Genomic DNA, 17,637 nt, shown 5'->3' on the forward strand with positions numbered 1-17,637 from the left:
AGGACTTCGACCTCGACCACCACGTGCACCGCATCGGCGTGCCGGCCCCCGGCGACCGCACCGAGCGGCCGTCCTCGCCGTTGGCCTCGTTGTGCTTTTCGTTGTAGGACACCAGGTCCCGCAGCGTGAAGCCGTCGTGGGCGGTGACGAAGTTGATCGACGCGAACGGGCGGCGGCCGTCGTCCTGGTAGAGGTCGGACGAGCCGGTGATCCGCGAGGCGAACTCACCCAGCGTCGAGGGCTCGCCGCGCCAGAAGTCGCGGACGGTGTCCCGGTACTGCCCGTTCCACTCCGTCCACAGGGGCGGGAAGTTGCCGACCTGGTAGCCACCGGGGCCGACGTCCCACGGCTCGGCGATCAGCTTCACCTGACTCACGATCGGGTCCTGCTGCACGAGGTCGAAGAACGTCGACAGCCGGTCGACGTCGTAGAACTCGCGCGCCAGCGCCGAGGCGAGGTCGAAGCGGAAGCCGTCGACGTGCATCTCGGTCACCCAGTAGCGCAGCGAGTCCATGATCAGCTGCAGGGTGTGCGGGTTGCGCACGTTGAGGGAGTTGCCGGTGCCGGTGTAGTCCATGTAGTACTCCGGCTCCCCCTCGACCACGCGGTAGTAGGCCTCGTTGTCGATGCCGCGCATCGACAGGGTCGGCCCGAGGTGGTTGCCCTCCGCGGTGTGGTTGTAAACCACGTCGAGGATCACTTCGATGCCGGCCTCGTGGAAGGCCTTGACCATGCCCTTGAACTCCTGGACCTGGCCGCCTTCGCCGGGCATCGCGGCGTAGGAGTCGTGCGGCGCGAAGTAGCCGATCGTGTTGTAGCCCCAGTAGTTCGTGAGGCCCTTCTCCTCCAGGCCGTGGTCGGAGACGAACTGGTGCACCGGCAGCAGCTCCACCGCCGTCACGCCGAGCTTCTGCAGGTGTTCGATGACGGCGGGGTGCGCCATCCCGGCGTACGTCCCCCGCAGCGCCTCGGGCACGAACGGGTGGTTCACCGTCATGCCCTTGACGTGCGCTTCGTAGATGACCGTCTCGTTGTACGGCCGCTTCGGCTGGCGGTCGTTGCCCCAGTCGAAGAACGGGCTCGCCACCAGCGAGTACGGCACCCGGCCGGCGGAGTCGTCGTCGTTGCGCTCCTCCGGATTGGCGAACTGGTAGCCGAAGAGCGACTCGTCCCACTTCACGCCGTGCGAGACGGCCTTCGCGTACGGGTCGATGAGCAGCTTGTTGGGGTTGCAACGCAGGCCGCGAGCCGGGTCGTAGGGGCCGTGGACGCGGAAGCCGTACCGCTGTCCGGGCCCGACGTTGAGCAGGTAGCCGTGGTGGACGAAGCCGTCCACCTCTTCGAGCGCGTACCGCGTCTCGTTGCCCTCGGCGTCGAACAGGCAGAGCTCGACGAGCTCGGCCACCTCGGAGAAGAGGGCGAAGTTCGTCCCGACTCCGTCGTAGGTGGCGCCGAGCGGGTAGGGCGTTCCGGGCCAGGGCCGCACTGGGGTCTCCTCGAGCTGTTACAGGGTGTACCGGGCGCGCCCGCACTCGCGGACGCGCATCACTGCGGGGGTCGTGCGCCGGGGGGTACCCGTTACCCGGGCAACGGACGCGCCGCAGCCAGCGGCGCCACCGCGGCGCGCACCCCCTTCGCGGTGAAGAAGCCGTCGACGCTGACGGGAAGGGGAATCCGCCAGTTAGGGTACTGGTCGACCGTCCCGGGCAGATTCGGCTGCCGCACCTGGCCCGCGACGTCCGCCGGCGAGGTCAGCACCAGCCGCGACGCGGCCTCCGCGAGCAGCGTGTGCAAGGCGACGACCGGGTCGTCGTCCGGGATCCCTTCGCGCGCAACGAGTTCGAACAAAGCTTCACGTTCGGCGGCGGCCGCCTCTTCTTCGGCCTCGACGCCCCGGTCCAGCAGCCCCAGCTCGGCCCGGACCCGGACGTGCTCGCCCCGCAGCCAGCCGGTGACCGTCGGCAGGTCGTGCGTGGAAATGCTGGCCATGGCCGCCGGGTCCCACTCGGCCGGGCGCGTGAACGGCTTGCCCGGCGCGTCCCAGTCGCGCTCGAACCAGAGCACGGCCGAGCTGAGCATGCCGCGCTCGTGCATGGTCTCGGTGACGGTCTCCTCGACGGTCCCGAGGTCCTCCCCCACGACGATCGCGCCGGCGCGGTGCGCCTCCAGCGTGAGCACGCCGACCATGGCCTCGGCGTCGTAGTGGACGTACGTGCCGCGGTGGGCGGGCTCGCCCGGCGGGATCCACCAGAGCCGCCAGAGCCCGGCGATGTGGTCGACCCGGATGCCGTCGGCGTAGCGCAGGACACCCCGGATGACGTCCCGGAAGGGCGCGTACCCGGCCTCGGCGAGCTTGTCCGGCCGCCACGGCGGCAGGTTCCAGTCCTGGCCCTGCTGGTTGAAGGCGTCCGGCGGCGCGCCGACGCGGACGTCGGCGGCGAAGACGTCCCGGGCGGCCCAGGTGTCGGCCCCGCCCGGGTGCACGCCGACGGGCAGGTCGTGCACGATCCCGACGGTCATCCCGGCGTCTTTCGCCGCTTTCCGGGCGGTTTCCAGCTGCTCCCGGCAGAGGTGCTGGAGCCAGGTGTGGAAGCCGACGCGGTCCTTCAGCTCCTCGCGGGCCTTCTCCACTTCGGGGCCGGCCGGGTCGCGCAGGGCTTCCGGCCAGTCCCGCCAGTCGGCGCCGTGCTGCTCGGCGAGGGCGCAGAAGAGGGCGAAGTCCAGCAGGTCCCGGTCTTCGGGCAGCTCCTCGACGCGGTGCGGCCACAGCAGCTCGAGGGCGGCGCGCTTCGCCGTCCAGACCTTGTCGTAGTCGATGAGCTCGCCGTCGCGGTCCGGGACCAGCGACTCGACCGCCTCCTGGGTCGCCGCGTCGGCCCGCTCGAACGTCTCGGTCGCGGTGACGCGCAGGTAGATCGGGTTGGCGAAGCGCCGGCTCGCGGGCGAGTACGGCGACCGTTCGACCGGGTGAGCCGGGCTGAAGGCCTGCACGGGGTTGACCAGCAGGACGCCGGCGTCCAGCTCCGAGGCCGAGCGGGCGGCGAAGGTGGCGAGGTCGGCGTAGTCGCCGATGCCCCACGACCCGGCCGAGTGCAGGGCGTAGAGCTGCAGCATCCAGCCCCAGGCGGGCGGGACGTCCGGCAGCTTCGCGGGGACGACGGCGAGCACGACGTCCTGGTCGGCGGTGACGATCCGGTGCCAGCCGAGCGGCAGGTCGGCGGGCAGCTCGCCGGCGGTGACGCGCCGGCCGCCGTCTTCGAGGAAGATCTCGGCGTTGGTCCCGAGGCTCCGCGTACTGCCCTCCTTCAGGACGATGGTCGGCGGCAGCCTGCCGGGAGTTTCCCGCACGTCGAGGGCCCGCGCGATGGCGGCGTCGCTGGTGGCGTCGACCCCGAACTGCCCAAGGACGGCGACGACGACGTCGTCTTCGACCTCGACCCAGACCTGGTCGGCGTTCTCGTACCGGGTGGCGACGCCGTAGCGGTCGGCGAGCTGGTGCAGGGCGCTGCGGGAGGGGATGTCGTCGGGCACGGGTCCAGCATTCCGGTGCCCGGCCGATCGCGCCATCCGCGCGACGGAGGTCACCCTGGAACCGTTCTGCGAAAAATCCCGTGACCTTCTAACTTCTCCTCATGGGTGTGCGGAGAACCTTGAACGTGGACGACGTCCTGAAGCGCCAGGACTCCGGGGAGCTCAAGCGGCGGCTGCGCGGGCGCGACCTGGTCGGCTTCGGCGTCGGGATCATCATCGGCACCGGCATCTTCACCCTCGCGGGCGTCGAGGCGAAGACGCACGCCGGGCCCGCGGTGACGCTGTCGTTCGTGCTCGGCGCGGTCGTCGCGGGGCTCGCGGCGCTCTGCTACGCCGAGCTCGCCTCCAGCGTCCCCACCGCCGGAAGTGCTTACACGTACGCCTTCGCCACCCTCGGCGAGGTCTTCGCCTGGATCATCGGCTGGGACCTGCTGCTGGAGTTCGCGCTCGGCGCGGCGGTGGTGTCGCGCGGCTGGTCCGGCTACCTGGCCAACCTGCTCGGGCTGTCGCCGGAGTGGTTCGGCGAGGACGCGAAGGTGAACGTCGGGGCGGTGCTGATCATCGCGGTGCTGACCGTCGTCGCCGTGCTGGGCATCAAGGAGTCGGCCTGGCTGACCAACCTGCTCGTCTGCGTGAAGGTCGCCGTCTGCGTGCTGGTACTGGCCGTCGGCCTGTTCTTCGTCAAGGGCGCGAACCTGACGCCGTTCATCCCGCCGGCCCAGCCTCCCGCGAACGGCTCGACGGTGCTGGAGCAGCCGATCGTCCAGGCCGCGCTCGGCCTGGAGCAGTCGGTCTACGGCATCGCCGGGATGGTCACCGCCGCCGCCATCGTCTTCTTCGCCTACACCGGTTTCGAGGCGCTCGCGAACCTCGGCGAGGAGACGCTGAACCCGCGCAAGGACCTCCGGGTCGGCATCCTCGGCGCGCTCGGCGTGTGCGCGCTGCTCTACATCGGCGTGTCGATCGTGCTGACCGGCATGATCCCGTTCACCGACATCGACACGGGCGCGCCGCTGGCGGACGCGTTCGACAAGGTCGGCCAGCACTGGGTCGGCGCGCTCATCTCGCTCGGCGCGGTGACCGGGCTGACGTCGGTGATGATGGTCGAGCTCGTCACGATCGGGCGGATCGGCTTCGCCATGGGCCGCGACGGCCTGCTGCCGAAGGCGCTCGGCCGCACCCACCCGCGCTGGGGCACCCCGCACCGGATGACCATCGGCGGCGCCGTGCTGATCGCCGTGCTGGCCGCGTTCATCCCGATCTCCGAGCTCGCCGACATGGTGAGCATCGGCGCGCTGTCGGCGATGATCATCGTGGCCGTCGCGGTTCCGGTGCTGCGCCGCCGTCGCCCCGACCTGGACCGGCCGTTCCGCGTGCCGTTCTCGCCGGTGGTCCCGGTCGTGGCGGCGCTGGCGTGCCTGTACCTGATGCTCAACCTCAACGTGCTCACCTGGATCCGGTTCGCCGTGTGGCTGGCGATCGGCCTGGTCATCTACTTCGCCTACGGCCGCCGCCATTCCCGCTTCGCGCCGGAGAACGCCGGCGAGGTCAGTCCCACGCCGACGGAGTGAGGCCGGCGACGCGGGCCGCCTCGCGCGCCACGGCGACCTGGTCCGCGTCGACGACCACCAGCACGCCCAGCCCGGCCAGCGCCGCGGCGACCCATTCGACCGGCTGGTCGTGGATCCCGTTGTCCCCGAACGACGGATAAGTGTCCACAACGGACAGCAGCGTGCCCTCCGCGCCGATGCGGACACCGGCCACGAGCACGAAGTGGCCACCCGGCGGGCGCCAGCGGGACGTCCACAGTGGCGGGACACCGGTGTCGAGGTAGTCGAGCAGCGCGCGTTCCGGGGTGTCGTGGGCGCCCAGCTCGGCGCCGTCGATCCGGGCGATGACCGCGACGCGCGGCAGGTCCCACAGCCCGATCAGCAGGTCGAAGAGCGTCTCGGTGGTCCACTCCCCCGTCACCGGCACCGCCGCGAGTGCGCCACCCGACAGCGCGCGGACGGCCGTCGCCAGCCCGGACACCCGCGTGCCCGCCGCGGCCGGGTCGTCGACGTGCGGCACGGGCAACCGGAACTCCGCGCGGCCGGCCTCGCCCGGCGGGCGCACGACCGGCCCGCGGACCGTGCCCGCGGCGAGCGCGACGGTGTCCTGGTCGGGCACGTCGAGCCCGGCCGCGCGCAGGGCCGCGAGCCCGCAGAACGCCGCGGCCAGGCCGTCCTTCTGCGGCAGCTCCGCCTGGGCGATCGCGGCCAGCCGGGCTCCGCCCGGCAGCCACCGCACCCCGGACAGGTCGAGCTGTCCGCCGTCGATCCCCGAAGACATCGGTCCCCTCAGCGGTTTCCCGGATTCGTCGGGTCCATTGTCCCAGCCTCAATAACGCCACAGGTGCGCGGCGACGATTTCGTCGGCCGTGCGCTCCTCGGCCCACGCCGCGTCGGACGCCCGGACGGCGCGGAAGGCCCCGAGCAGGTCGTCGCCGAGCACCCCGGCGACCCGCGGCGACGCCGTCAGGGCGGCGTCCTGCCCGGCGGTGTCCGCCGGCAGCCGGCGCACGCCGCGCGTCTCCCGCTCGCCTTCCGTCCAGCCACCCGGGTCCTCGGCGATCGGGTCGGGCAGCGCGGCGGCGTCGGCGATGCCGGCCATCCCGGCGGCCAGCACCACGGCGAGGGCGAGGTAGGGGTTGGCGGAGGCGTCCGACGTCTTGAGCTCGACGTTCGCGTGGTCGGCGCCCAGCAGCGGCGAGCCGGGGACGTACCGCAGCGGCGCCTCCCGGTTCTCGACGCCCCAGAACGCGTACGCGCCCGCGAAGTAGCCGGGGCGCAGCCGCAGGGTCGACGGGACGCTCGGGGCGGTGATCGCGGTCAGCGCCGGCAGGTCCCGCAGCAGCCCGGCGAGGTAGCCGGCCCCGTCACCGGCGGGGACGCCGCTTTCGTCGTCGAGGAGGTTGCGGCCCTTGCGGCGGACGGAGGTGTGCAGGTGCCAGCCGTTGCCGGCCGCGCCGAGGCCGATCAGCGGCGCGAAGCTGACGACGAGGCCGTGCGCGTGCGCGGCGGCGTGGATGGTCTGCCGGGCCAGCAGCTGGTCGTCGGCGGCGGAAACCGGATCGGTGGCGGCCAGTGACAGCTCGAGCTGCGCCACGCCGTACTCGGCGTGCAGCTGGCCGATCCGCAGGCCGTTGGCGGCGAAGTCGTGCAGGAGGGCGGCGACGAAGCCGTCGAGCCCGACGAGGGCGTGCGGGCTGTAGGCGGGCCCGGGGTGCCCGGGCGAGGTGACGACATCGGTGCTGCCGGCGGGAGCGACGGCGAACTCGAGCTCGTAACCGGCCCGGAACTCGAGCCCGCGGCGCGCACCCTCGGCGACCTGCGCTTCGAGGACGCCGCGCTGGCAGTAGGGCCAGGGATCGCCGCTCTGGGTGAGCTGCCGGACGGGCGCCCAGGCGAGCGCGGGCTGCCCGGCGAGCCGCCGCAGCCGCTCGACGACGGGCACGAGCCGGACGTCCCCGGAGGGCGTCGAGAGGCCGGCGTGCCCGTAGGTGATGGCGTCATGGCTGTCGAAGACGGCGAAGAGCGAGGTGGCCCCGACCCCCCGCGTGGCGGCATCGGCGAGGCCACCGATGGGGACGATGCGCGAGCGCGGGATGCCGTTGTTGTCGGCCCAGGCGAGATGAACCCCACCCACCCCGGCGGCGGCGAAGTCCTTCGCCGCGGCTGACGCCGCCTTGGTCATGGCACCCGCCTCCTCCGGCCCGGAACAGACCCCCGCCCATCCCAGGGGGGCGAGCCCCGCTCCAGCGTATCGGGCGGGTCCGGCGAAAAGGGCGGGGTGAGCGGCGGGCGGGTCGGGTTGTCCACATCACGGCCGGCCTGTGGGCAACTCGGCGCCATCGGCCCGGCACCCCTGCAGCTCAGCGGCCGTCAGCCTGGTTGTTCCGACAAACCGGCGGCGGTCAGCCCGGCTGTCCCGGCGCCACCAACCCCGGCGGCCCGACAGCGATCAGCCCCGCGCCGGGAGCCCGGTAGCCGGCAGCCCCGGCAGCTCAGTGGCCATCAGCCCGGCAACCCGGCCTATCCAGCAACCCGGCGAGCACTCACCCCGGCGGCTCCGGACCAGGCCGAACAGCCTCATCCCGGCTCCGCAAAGCCACCCCACCGACCACAGCCAAAGTCCCCGCCGCCTCCACCGGCGAAGGCACCTGGGCCAGCAACACGAACCCCATCACCGCCGCCGTCACCGGCAGCAACGCCAGCAGCACCGCGAACCGCGCCTGTCCCAGCCGGCGCAGCACCACCTGGTCCAACGCATACGGCACCACCGTCGACAACACCCCCACCCCGACCCCGAGCAGCAGCATCCGAGGCGAAGACCACACCTCACCCGTCCCGAAGGCCAGCGGAGAAAGCACCACCGTCGCCGCCGCGAAGCCGATCGCCAGGCTGTCGATGCCCGATCCCTCGGACGACGCCACCCGCTTACCCAGGAGGATGTACCCCGCCCAGGCCGCCGCCGCGCCCAGCGCGAACACGACGCCGATCACGGACCCCGACAGCTGGACGTCGGCGATCGCCACCACGCCGCACGCCACCAGGACCACCGCCAGCACGTCGCGCGGTGAGCGGGACCCGAACGCGGCCACCAGGACCGGGCCGAGGAACTCCATCGCCACCACCGTCCCCAGCGGGAGGCGGGCGATCGCCTCGTAGAAGAGCACGTTCATGCCCGCCGTCACGATGCCGAACGCGATCGCCAGCACCAGCCGGCGGCCGCGCCAGGCCGCGCGCCCCGGGCGCCGCCAGGCCAGGAGCACCACCGCCGCGCCCAGGCAGCGGAGCCAGGCGATGCCGGCCGGGGTCGCGTGGCCGAAAAGGCCGACCGCGATGGCCGCTCCGGCGTACATGGAAATTCCGCTGAGAACGAACAACAGCGGGGCGGGTACCGCGGAAAGCCTCCTCGGCGAAGTCTGCGTGCTCACGAGTCCATGGTGCCTGACCACGGAAAACGTAACTCTCCGGATATTCGTCTCCTACATTGCGGGACGCCGCTACGGCATACGGGGTAAATCGGCGTGACTCAGGTCCCACCGGCGCGGGAACACTTGCGAGCCGCCGAACGTCTGGAAGAGTGGAAGCACGAACACCGCGGAGCCGAAGGCGATCGCCGCCACCGGCATCAGTCCCGATGTGGGCGTAGCTGGATCGATGGCACCGGGCAACCGGTGCCGGGACGGAGGGAGACCCCCATGACAACGCCGACGCTCACCCGCCCCGAACTGACCGCTGCCGACCGCTGTGACCGGTGTGGAGCTGCAGCTCAGGTACGAGCCATCCTCAGCAAGGGTGGGGAACTGCTCTTCTGCGGGCACCACGCCCGCGAGCACGAGGCCAAGCTCAAGGAACTGTCCGCCGACATCCAGCGGTAACCCAGACAAGCGAAAAGGCGGCCGGTGCGCACAGGCACCGGCCGCCTTCGCGTTTTCTCGAAACCGGCACAGCTGAAACCTGCACAGTCTGCAACTTGCACAATGCGTGGCCGATATCACGGTACGGCCGCGAATGACCGTGATTCCGGACACAAAACCGGACAGGAAATCAGACAGAATCCAGCACGACTTCGAACGCCACTTCCGCAGCGCCCAGCAGCTTCACGTCGGCCCCCAGCGCCGAGCTGATGATCCGGGTGCCGCCGACCGCGCGGCTCACCAGACTGCGCCGGCGGACCTCCGTGCCGACGTGCCGCAGCACCGCCTCCGGCAGCACCGTCAGCAGGTCGCCGAGGATCACCAGCTGCGGTCCGAGCAGGTTGACGACGTTGATCAACCCCAGGGTCAGCCACTCGGCGAACTCCGCCAGCCGCGTCAGCGCCACCTCCGGGTTCCGGCCGAGCTCACGCAGCTCGAACAGGATCGCCCCGCGCGGGGTGTCCTCCGGCAGGCCGAGCGCCCGGCACAGCGCGGCTTCGCCGACCTCGGTCTCCCAGCAGCCGCTGCTGCCGCAGTAGCAGTCCCGCCCGTCCGGGCGGATCACCATGTGCCCGATCTCGCCGACGTAGCCGGAGCCGCCGCGCAGCGCCGAACCCTCGGCGATGACGCCGCCGCCGACCCCGACGTCCGCCGAGATGTAGACCACGTCGGACGCCCCGCGGGCCGCGCCGCGCAGGTGCTCGGCGACCGCGCCGAACTCGGCGTCGTTGCCGACCAGGATCGGGATCTGCAACACCGCGCCGAGCCGCTCGCCGAGCGCGACGTCGGTCCAGCGCAGGTTCGGGGCTTCGTGCACGTACCCGTCCGCTCGCCGGACGACGCCCGGCACGGACACCCCGGCGGCCACCGGGGTCACGTCGAGGTCGCTCGCCAGGATGGCCGTCGACTCGATGACGTGCGTGATGACCTCGTCGGGCTGCCCCATCCGGCCCCGCAGGTTCCAGCTGTTGCGGCCCAGGATCTGGCCACCCAGCCCGACCAGGGCGATCGCGACGTGCTCGACCTGCAGGTCGACCGCGAGCACGACCGCCGCGTGCGGCTGGGGCAGGACCAGGAGCGAGGGGCGGCCCGCCCCTCGTCCCGGCCTCGGCACCTTCTCCTCGACGACGCCGGCTTCCGCCAGCCCGTCGACGAGGGTCTTGATCGTGCTCCGGTTGAGCCCCAGCTGCGTGGCCAGGGTCGCCCGGGTGCTCGGCCCGCCGACGTGCAGCAGGCGGAGCAGGGTCGTGCGGTTGTGCCGGCGCACCTCGTCCGGTCGAGCAACGGGTGAGCTGGACACAGGCTTGATCATGCCAGGCTGGTTCAGCGCGTCGACGCAGCCGCGCGGCGCCGGGACAGCGCGTCGACCGTGGCGGCGAGCAACAGGACCAGACCGGTGACGATGTTGACCACCGCGGCCGGCTGCTTGAGCAGGCCCAGGCCGTTGATGACCACGGCGATCACGAGACCACCGACGACGGCGTCGGCCACGCGGCCCTTGCCGCCGAACAGCGACGTGCCGCCGATGACGGCCGCGCCGACCGAGTACAGCAGCGTGTTGAGGCCACCGGACTGCGGGCTGACCGAGCCGACCTTCGACGCGGCGACGATGCCGCCGATGGCCGCGACCGCCGAGCCGATGACGAACACGCTGGCCCGGATCTTCGGCACGTCGATACCGGCACGGCGGGCGGCTTCCTTGTTGCCGCCGACCGCGTAGACGTACCGGCCGTACTTGGTCCGGTTGAGCACGTAGGTCCCGGCCACCAGCAGCACCAGCATGATCGGGATGACGTACGGGATGCCCTGGATCGTGACGACCGCCTTGTTCGGCGAGCGGTTGATCGTCAGCAGCCAGGTCCCCACCGCCGACAGCACGACGAGCGCGCCGACCTTGATCAGCACCAGCGTCGTCGGCTGGACGACCAGGCCGCGCTGGAGCCGCCGGAAGTGGCTGAGCAGCGTGATCGCCGCGAACCCGCCGGCGGCGACGAGGAAGAAGATCCAGCTGCCGAGGACGTTCAGGTTGCCGTTGGCGATCTTGTACAGGACGTCCGAGTTGGTGATGCCGATCGTGCCGCCCTCACCGATGAACTGCAGCAGGACGCCCTGCCAAACGATGAACAGCGCCAGCGTCACGACGAAGGACGGCATGCCGATCTTCGACACCAGGAAGCCGGTGATGCAGCCGATCGAGGTGCCGACGCAGATGGCCAGCACGATCTCCAGCCAGGCGTTGGCGGGGACGCCGATCGCGACGATCAGCAGGCCGATCAGCGACAGCACGGCGCCGCCCCAGATCCGCTGGTAGGCCGAGAGCAGCATGGCCGCGGCGAGGACCGCGATGAACGTGATGAACACGCCGGAGCCCAAGGTGCCCAGCAGGTTCCCGGCATGGACATAGTGCAGGGCCATCACCGACGCGGCGGTGCCGGACGCCACACCGGCCGCGAGGTCGATCTCGCCGAGCAGCAGCACGAAGACGATGCCCATCGCGATGATGATCACGCCCGCGCCCTGCGGGAACACGTTGGCGATGTTGGCCAGCGTGAAGAAGTTGTCCGACAGCGCGCTGAACAGGATCACCAGCACGAGCAGGCCGAACAACGACGGCAGCGAGCCGAGCTCACCGGCGCGGATGCGAGCGAAGTAGTCGCGGACGGCTTCCCCGGTTGACATCGATGTCGTGTCGATGCCGAAGTCGGTGATCGCCGCGGTGGGGTTCTGGGTCTGCGCGAGCGCTTCCGCGGCCGGGGTGCCGACCTCGTGCTTGGCAGGAGTTTCAGTCATTTCCGGTTCTTTCTTCCCGCTCACAGGACCACGGCTTCGGGCCGGGCCAGGCCGAGGTCACCGGAGCGACCAGCGGTGATCAGTTCCACGATCTGGCCGTGGCTCACGTCCTTCGTGTGCACCTCGGCGACGAGCCGGCCGAGGTAGAGGACGGAGATGCGGTCGGCGACCTCGAACACGTCGGCCATGTTGTGGCTGATCAGCACGACCCCCAGGCCCTGCTCGGCGAGCCGGCGGACGAGGTCGAGCACCTGCCGGGTCTGCGCGACGCCGAGGGCGGCGGTCGGCTCGTCGAGGACGACGACCTTGCTGTTCCACAGCACCGACTTCGCGATGGCCACGGTCTGCCGCTGACCACCGGACAGCGAGGAAACCGGGGTGCGCACGGACTTGACGGTCCGGACCGAGAGCGAGGCCAGCGTTTCGCGGGCGGCCTTCTCCATGCTGGCTTCGTCCAGCTTCCACGAATTGCCGCGCTCGCGGCCGAGGAACATGTTCTGGACGATGTCGAGGTTGTCGGCGAGCGCGAGGTCCTGGTAGACGACCTCGATGCCGAGGTCCGCCGCGTCGCGCGGGCCGCGGATGTGGGTGTCCTCGCCGTTGAACCGCACGGCCCCCGAGTCGTACGGGTGGATGCCGGCGATGCACTTGACGAGGGTCGACTTGCCGGCGCCGTTGTCGCCGACCAGGGCGGTGACTTCGCCCGCGCGCACGTCGAAGTCCACGTCGTGGAGGACGTGGACGGGGCCGAAGCTCTTGTTCAGGCCCTTGATCTCGAGGATGGGCTCACTCATGGATGGCATTTCTCCGAATTTCCGATGCCCTCTGCCGCCGCTGGGGCCAGGCGATCCCCGCGAACGGGGAGTGGGGACCGGGCCGGGACGCGCCGTCGGGGTGCGCGTCCCGGCCCGGCTGTTCTGGGTGTTACGGGCAGGTCAGGAGATGCCGAGCGAGCTGCACTTGGCGGCGAGGTCGCCACCGCAGATCTCGGTCGCCTTCACGTAGCCCTGGGTCACGACCGTCTTGACGTCCTTCGCCAGGATCGTCGTCGGGGTCAGCAGCACGGACTTGATGTCGCGGTTGCCGGTCGGGTCGTGCAGCTTCGCGGTCGCGATGGCGTCGGCACCGGCGGTGTCACCCTTGGCCAGTGCGGCAGCCAGCTTGGCGGTGGCTTCGGCCTCTTCCTTGATCGGCTTGAAGACCGTCATGTACTGGTCGCCGCGCATGACCGCCATCAGGCCGTCGGCGGTCGCGTCCTGGCCGGTGACCGGGACCTTCCCGTTGAGGCCGTTCTTCTTGAGGATGGTGATGACCGCGCCGGCCAGGCCGTCGTTCGCCGCGACGACGCCGTCGACCTTGCCGCCGTTGGCGGTGAAGATCTGCTCGAACGTCGTGCCGCCGAGCTGGTTGTCCCAGTCGTTGATCGGCTGCTTCTGGATGCGCTTCAGGGTGCCCGCCGAGAACAGCGGCTCGAGGACGGAGTCCTGGCCCTTGGTGAACAGTGTGGCGTTGTTGTCGGTCGGCGCGCCCTCGATCTGGACGACACCCGCACCCGCCTTGCTCTTCAGCGCGTCGGCCATGGCCTGGCCCTGCAGCTGACCGACCTTCTCGTTGTCGAACGAGACGTAGTAGCCGGCGGACCCACCGAGGCTCGGGCGGTCGTAGTCGATGACCGGGATGCCGGCCGTCTTGGCCTTGGCCTCGACCGCGGAACCGACGGCCGGGTCACCGGGGGCGATGATCAGGACCTTGACGCCGGAGCTGATGAAGCCGTCCGCCAGGGTCGAGAACTTCTGGTTGTCACCCTGGGCGTTCTGGACGTCGACCTCGAAGCCCTGCGCCGTCAGCGCGGCGGTCAGCATCGGCTTGTCGAACGCTTCCCAGCGGGCCGAGGTGGCGGTCTCCGGCAGGATGACACCGACCTTGCCGGAGGCACCACCGGCGGCGGCCGGGGCGGACGAGGAAGCGGAGTTGCTCCCCGTGCCCCCGCTGTCCGAACTGTTTGCACCGCAAGCGGTCAGCACCAAGCCGGTGCTCACCGTGGCGGCGAGGAGGGTAAGGGTTCTGCTGCGCATCCTCGTTCCTTCCGGATCCAAGCATTGTGACGAGTGGGCCGTCGACGTCGTCTCGGGCCCTGCGAGGCGGTGATCCGGAAGGGTCCCGGCGCACCGACGCGCATATGTTGTGGGCGACAACATATGCCGCTGAGCGGCTGCGGGGAAGATAGCTGGATCGATTAAATGACACCAATTGGACACGGTTCGGCAACACAGGCTGGGTATCGCCCGGAAAGAGTAGATCCGCTGACGATGTGATCGCCAGCACTCACGGTGTGTTACATCCAGGTTTCCTAGCGAGCTGAAGATACTCCGGAGGTGTACACCCAGCGCGATCCGCCGGGAAGTGGTGGTGAACCCACGGCAAACGCCTCGGATTGGTCGCCGACTTGCGAACTTCGGACCCGAAGGTGCCCGAAGCACCACCGCCCGGGGGACGCGCGGGCAGCCGGGAGACGACCGATCGGGCACGCAACGTCACGGACTTGTGGAAGGTCCGGCGCGGCCTCGGCGGAACGGACGGTGACGAGCGGGTTCAGCCTCTCGGGCGACATCGCGGGTCCCCGGGGAGCCGCCAGACCCGACGCGTCGACGCTCGGAGCCGGTCGGGCCTCACCAGGTCCGGAGGGTGACGATCCGTTCCTCGAGCTGCTCGACCGTCGCCATCGCCGTCACCGGGCCGCCGCACACGCGGCGCAGCTCGTTGTGGATCGCGCCGTGGGGCTTCTTCGTGCGGTGGTGGTACATGCCCACCAGCGCGTTCAGCTCCTTGCGCAACGCGCCGAGGCGCTCGCTCACCGACTGCGGGCGGGCCGGGGCCGGGGCGGCCTCTTCCTTCGCGGGCTTGCGGCGCTTCTCGTCGGCGATCTGCTCTTCCTGCCGCTTCCGCAGCAGCGCGCGCACCTGGTCGGGCTCCAGCAGCCCCGGCAGGCCGAGGTACTCCTGCTCCTCGTCGGAGCCCGAGAACACCGCCGTGCCGAACGAGTTGCCGTCGTAGATGACCTGGTCGAGCTCGGCCGAGGCGCCCAGCGAGGTGAACGCCTTCTCCTCCTCGCCCGGCTCGTCCTCGGTGCGGTTGGCCTGGGCGAGGAGCTCGTCCTCCCAGCCTTCCTTCTCCCGGTGCGGCTTGCCGAGCACGTGGTCGCGCTGCGCCTCCAGCTCGCTGGCCAGCTCCAGCAGCACCGGGACCGACGGCAGGAACACGCTCGCCGTCTCGCCCTTCTTCCGGGCTCGCACGTACCGGCCGATCGCCTGGGCGAAGAACAGCGGGGTCGAGGCGCTCGTCGCGTACACGCCCACCGCCAGGCGCGGGACGTCGACGCCTTCCGAGACCATGCGGACCGCCACGATCCAGCGCTCGTTCGTCTCGGAGAACTCCTTGATCCGGCCCGAGGCCTTCGGATCGTCGGAGAGCACCAGTGTCGGCGTCTCGCCCGAGAGCCGCTCCAGGATCTTCGCGTACGCGCGCGCCGACTCCTGGTCGGTGGCGATCACCAGCCCGCCGGCGTCCGGCACGCTCTGGCGGACCTGCGACAACCGCGTGTCGGCCGCGTGCAGCACCGCCGGGATCCACTCGCCCGCCGGGTCGAGGGCCGTGCGCCACGCGCGGGCGTTCTGCTCCGCCGTCAGCGGCTCGCCGAGCCGCGCCGTGAACTCCTCCCCCGCGCTGGTGCGCCAGGAGGCCTCACCCGAGTAGGCGAGGAAGACGACCGGCCGGACCACGCCGTCGGCCAGCGCGTCCGCGTAGCCGTACGAGTGGTCGGCCTTGCTGCGCTGGAAGCCGCCGGAGTCCGGCTCGTAGGTGACGAACGGGATGGCCGAGTCGTCGGACCGGAAGGGCGTCCCGGTCAGCGACAGCCGCCGGACGGCCGGGGTGAAGGCCTCGCGGATCGCGTCGCCCCACGACTTGGCGTCGCCGCCGTGGTGGATCTCGTCGAGGATCACCAGCGTCTTGCGGTTCTCGGTGCGCACGCGGTGCAACGTCGGGTGCGCCGCGACCTGCGCGTACGTCAGCGCGACGCCGTTGTAGTCCGACGACGTGACGCCGGTGGTGTTGCGGAAGTTCGAGTCGATCTGGATCCCGGCCATCGCCGCCGCCGACGCCCACTGGTGCTTGAGGTGCTCGGTCGGGGTGACGATGGTGACGGCCTCGATCGTGCGGTCGCTCAGCAGCTCGGCGGCGATCCGCAGGCCGAACACCGTCTTGCCGGCACCGGGCGTCGCCACCGCGAGGAAGTCCTTCGGCTTGCGCGTCAGGTACTTCGTGAGCGCCCGCCGCTGCCACGCCCGCAGCGGGCGCGCGGTCGAGTCCTTCTCCGCGGGAGGCGCCCCGAGCTGCGTCTCCGTCATCGCCGGTCCTCCCCCTCGCTCACGTGCCTCAAGTGCTGTGACGTGCGAAAACCCTCACTGTGGTACCGACTTCGGCCATGACGACCGGCGTGGCGACTGCGGTGAGGGCACTGGAGCGAGTCTACCGGCCGGGTCCGACAGTTCCCGGCACCGGCACGGGTGATGTCCCCCGACACGCCCGGGCGCAGGCACGGTGACGAGCCAAATCAGCACGGATGGACCATGCTGGACACGTCATGGGTGAGGTTCAGCCGTCCGCAGCGACGAAGGTGGCCCGCAGGGGGCCGTGGCGCCTCGTCACGCGCACGCTCGCCAAGGCCTGGGAGGGCAACATCTTCTCCGAGGCCGCCGAGGCGGCCTTCTGGCAGACGCTGTCGCTGCCGCCGCTGCTGCTGGGGCTGCTCGGCAGCCTGGGCTTCGTCGGCGAGTGGTTCGGGCAGGACGTCGTCACCCAGGTGCACGACCGGATCATCGGCTTCTGCAAGACGGTCTTCAGCGCCAACGCCGTCCACGACATCATCGAGCCGACCGTGAACAGCATCCTCACCGTCGGCAAGGGCGAGATCGTCTCGGTGGGCTTCCTGATCTCGCTGTGGGCGGGTTCGTCGGCGATGTCGTCGTTCGTGGACGCGATCACCGTCGCCCACGACCAGTACGGCGTCCGCAACGACGTCTGGCAGCGGATCTTCGCGCTGCTGCTGTACCTGTGCGGCCTCGTCATCCTGGTCGTCGGGCTGCCGCTGCTGGCGATCGGCCCCGACCTGCTGCCGGAGTTCTTCCCCACCGAGTGGCGCCCGACGGTCACCTCGTGGGTGAGCGCGCTGTACTTCCCGACCCTCGGGATCATGATCACCCTCGCGCTGACCACGCTGTACAAGCTCGCCCTGCCGCGGAAGCTGCCGTGGCACCGCGGGCTGCCCGGCGCCGTGCTCGCGATGGTCGTGTTCCTGCTCTCCTCGGTCGGCCTGCGCGTCTACCTGAACTGGATCACCAAGACCGGCTACACCTACGGCGCGCTCGCCGCGCCGATCGCGTTCCTGCTGCTGATGTTCTTCATCGGGCTGGCCGTGGTCGGCGGGGCCTACTTCAACAGCGCGATCCAGGAGCTGTGGCCGGCGAAGGCGACCCGGCGGCAGCGGCGCAAGTGGCGGCGCCTGGAGATGGAGCGTGCGTCCGAGCGGCTGCGCACCGAGGAAGGCCGGAACCTGTGGGAGCGCACGACCACACCGCTGCGGCGCCCGCGTCCCGAAGAGGTCTCGTCCAACGGTGACGCGCCGGACGAGGACGCCGGACCGTCCGAAGAGGACGAGCCGTCACCGAGCGCGCCCGACCCGGCACCCAGCGCTGCTCAGGGTCGCGTCTCCTCCCCAGGGACGACCCGGAATCCACCCCCAGACTGAGTCGCCCCTCAGGTCGGACATGGGAAGCTCGGCCGGTCACTGACGC

General features: G+C 70.9%; 13 protein-coding genes. 3 read left to right on the plus strand and 10 right to left on the minus strand.

Going from position 1 to position 17,637, the window contains the following annotated elements:
* Together glgX and malQ are read right to left on the minus strand one after the other, a co-directional pair.
* Window positions 1-1,486 (minus strand): glycogen debranching protein GlgX (glgX, locus tag ABZ342_RS44955; RefSeq protein ID WP_360487063.1); only part of this gene is annotated, 1,486 nt, incomplete at its 3' end.
* Between the two features lie 92 nt (window positions 1,487-1,578).
* On the minus strand, window positions 1,579-3,531 hold the full coding sequence (gene malQ, locus ABZ342_RS44960; protein ID WP_360487066.1) for a 4-alpha-glucanotransferase: 1,953 nt from the start codon (window positions 3,529-3,531) through the stop codon (window positions 1,579-1,581).
* Window positions 3,532-3,632: 101 nt separating this feature from the next.
* Between malQ and ABZ342_RS44965 the strand changes: the two genes are divergently transcribed.
* Complete coding sequence (locus ABZ342_RS44965; protein WP_360487069.1) at window positions 3,633-5,102, plus strand: amino acid permease; 1,470 nt, start codon at window positions 3,633-3,635, stop codon at window positions 5,100-5,102.
* Here ABZ342_RS44965 and ABZ342_RS44970 read toward each other — a convergent pair.
* From ABZ342_RS44970 to ABZ342_RS44980, 3 genes are all read right to left on the minus strand, one after another.
* A complete protein-coding gene (locus ABZ342_RS44970) occupies window positions 5,080-5,862 on the minus strand; it encodes a hypothetical protein (protein WP_360487072.1) in 783 nt (260 codons plus the stop codon). The two genes, ABZ342_RS44965 and ABZ342_RS44970, sit on opposite strands and share 23 nt — an antisense overlap.
* Window positions 5,863-5,910: 48 nt before the next feature.
* Complete coding sequence (locus tag ABZ342_RS44975; RefSeq protein WP_360487075.1) at window positions 5,911-7,266, minus strand: glutamine synthetase family protein; 1,356 nt, start codon at window positions 7,264-7,266, stop codon at window positions 5,911-5,913.
* A 361-nt stretch (window positions 7,267-7,627) separates the two neighbouring features.
* Window positions 7,628-8,434, minus strand: a complete 807-nt coding sequence (locus tag ABZ342_RS44980; protein ID WP_360487078.1) for an EamA family transporter — start codon at window positions 8,432-8,434, stop codon at window positions 7,628-7,630.
* A 342-nt stretch (window positions 8,435-8,776) separates the two neighbouring features.
* Between ABZ342_RS44980 and ABZ342_RS44985 the strand changes: the two genes are divergently transcribed.
* Entirely contained in the window at window positions 8,777-8,956 is a 180-nt protein-coding gene (locus tag ABZ342_RS44985) for a hypothetical protein (RefSeq protein WP_155542262.1), read from the plus strand.
* 169 nt (window positions 8,957-9,125) lie between these two features.
* Here the strand turns inward: ABZ342_RS44985 and ABZ342_RS44990 are convergent, their stop codons facing one another.
* From ABZ342_RS44990 to ABZ342_RS45010, 5 genes are all read right to left on the minus strand, one after another.
* Window positions 9,126-10,307 (minus strand): ROK family protein, encoded by a 1,182-nt coding sequence (locus ABZ342_RS44990; protein WP_360487081.1) that lies wholly within the window; start codon window positions 10,305-10,307, stop codon window positions 9,126-9,128.
* Between the two features lie 11 nt (window positions 10,308-10,318).
* A complete protein-coding gene (locus ABZ342_RS44995; protein WP_155542260.1) occupies window positions 10,319-11,785 on the minus strand; it encodes an ABC transporter permease in 1,467 nt (488 codons plus the stop codon).
* 20 nt (window positions 11,786-11,805) lie between these two features.
* Window positions 11,806-12,579 carry an ATP-binding cassette domain-containing protein gene (locus tag ABZ342_RS45000; protein WP_155542259.1) on the minus strand — a complete coding sequence of 258 codons (774 nt, stop codon included), beginning with the start codon at window positions 12,577-12,579 and terminating at the stop codon, window positions 11,806-11,808.
* A gap of 141 nt (window positions 12,580-12,720) precedes the next feature.
* A complete protein-coding gene (locus ABZ342_RS45005; RefSeq protein WP_155542258.1) occupies window positions 12,721-13,860 on the minus strand; it encodes a substrate-binding domain-containing protein in 1,140 nt (379 codons plus the stop codon).
* A 594-nt stretch (window positions 13,861-14,454) separates the two neighbouring features.
* Complete coding sequence (locus ABZ342_RS45010; protein ID WP_155542257.1) at window positions 14,455-16,191, minus strand: DEAD/DEAH box helicase; 1,737 nt, start codon at window positions 16,189-16,191, stop codon at window positions 14,455-14,457.
* 236 nt (window positions 16,192-16,427) lie between these two features.
* Here ABZ342_RS45010 and ABZ342_RS45015 point away from each other — a divergent pair, with 236 nt between their 5' ends.
* Window positions 16,428-17,591, plus strand: a complete 1,164-nt coding sequence (locus tag ABZ342_RS45015) for a YihY/virulence factor BrkB family protein (protein ID WP_360487086.1) — start codon at window positions 16,428-16,430, stop codon at window positions 17,589-17,591.
* The last annotated feature ends 46 nt before the right edge of the window (window positions 17,592-17,637 follow it).

Source organism: Amycolatopsis sp. NPDC005961 (genome assembly GCF_040629235.1).
GTDB lineage: Bacteria > Actinomycetota > Actinomycetes > Mycobacteriales > Pseudonocardiaceae > Amycolatopsis > Amycolatopsis camponoti.

Excerpts from the sequence above, each read along its gene's own strand:
- ABZ342_RS44965 (WP_360487069.1), top strand. The coding sequence starts at position 3,633 with ATGGGTGTGCGGAGAACCTTGAACGTGGACGACGTCCTGAAGCGCCAG.
- ABZ342_RS44970 (WP_360487072.1), bottom strand. The coding sequence starts at position 5,862 with ATGTCTTCGGGGATCGACGGCGGACAGCTCGACCTGTCCGGGGTGCGG.
- ABZ342_RS44975 (WP_360487075.1), bottom strand. The coding sequence starts at position 7,266 with ATGACCAAGGCGGCGTCAGCCGCGGCGAAGGACTTCGCCGCCGCCGGG.
- ABZ342_RS44980 (WP_360487078.1), bottom strand. The coding sequence starts at position 8,434 with ATGTACGCCGGAGCGGCCATCGCGGTCGGCCTTTTCGGCCACGCGACC.
- ABZ342_RS44985 (WP_155542262.1), top strand. The coding sequence starts at position 8,777 with ATGACAACGCCGACGCTCACCCGCCCCGAACTGACCGCTGCCGACCGC.
- ABZ342_RS44990 (WP_360487081.1), bottom strand. The coding sequence starts at position 10,307 with ATGATCAAGCCTGTGTCCAGCTCACCCGTTGCTCGACCGGACGAGGTG.
- ABZ342_RS44995 (WP_155542260.1), bottom strand. The coding sequence starts at position 11,785 with ATGACTGAAACTCCTGCCAAGCACGAGGTCGGCACCCCGGCCGCGGAA.
- ABZ342_RS45000 (WP_155542259.1), bottom strand. The coding sequence starts at position 12,579 with ATGAGTGAGCCCATCCTCGAGATCAAGGGCCTGAACAAGAGCTTCGGC.
- ABZ342_RS45005 (WP_155542258.1), bottom strand. The coding sequence starts at position 13,860 with ATGCGCAGCAGAACCCTTACCCTCCTCGCCGCCACGGTGAGCACCGGC.
- ABZ342_RS45010 (WP_155542257.1), bottom strand. The coding sequence starts at position 16,191 with ATGACGGAGACGCAGCTCGGGGCGCCTCCCGCGGAGAAGGACTCGACC.
- ABZ342_RS45015 (WP_360487086.1), top strand. The coding sequence starts at position 16,428 with ATGGGTGAGGTTCAGCCGTCCGCAGCGACGAAGGTGGCCCGCAGGGGG.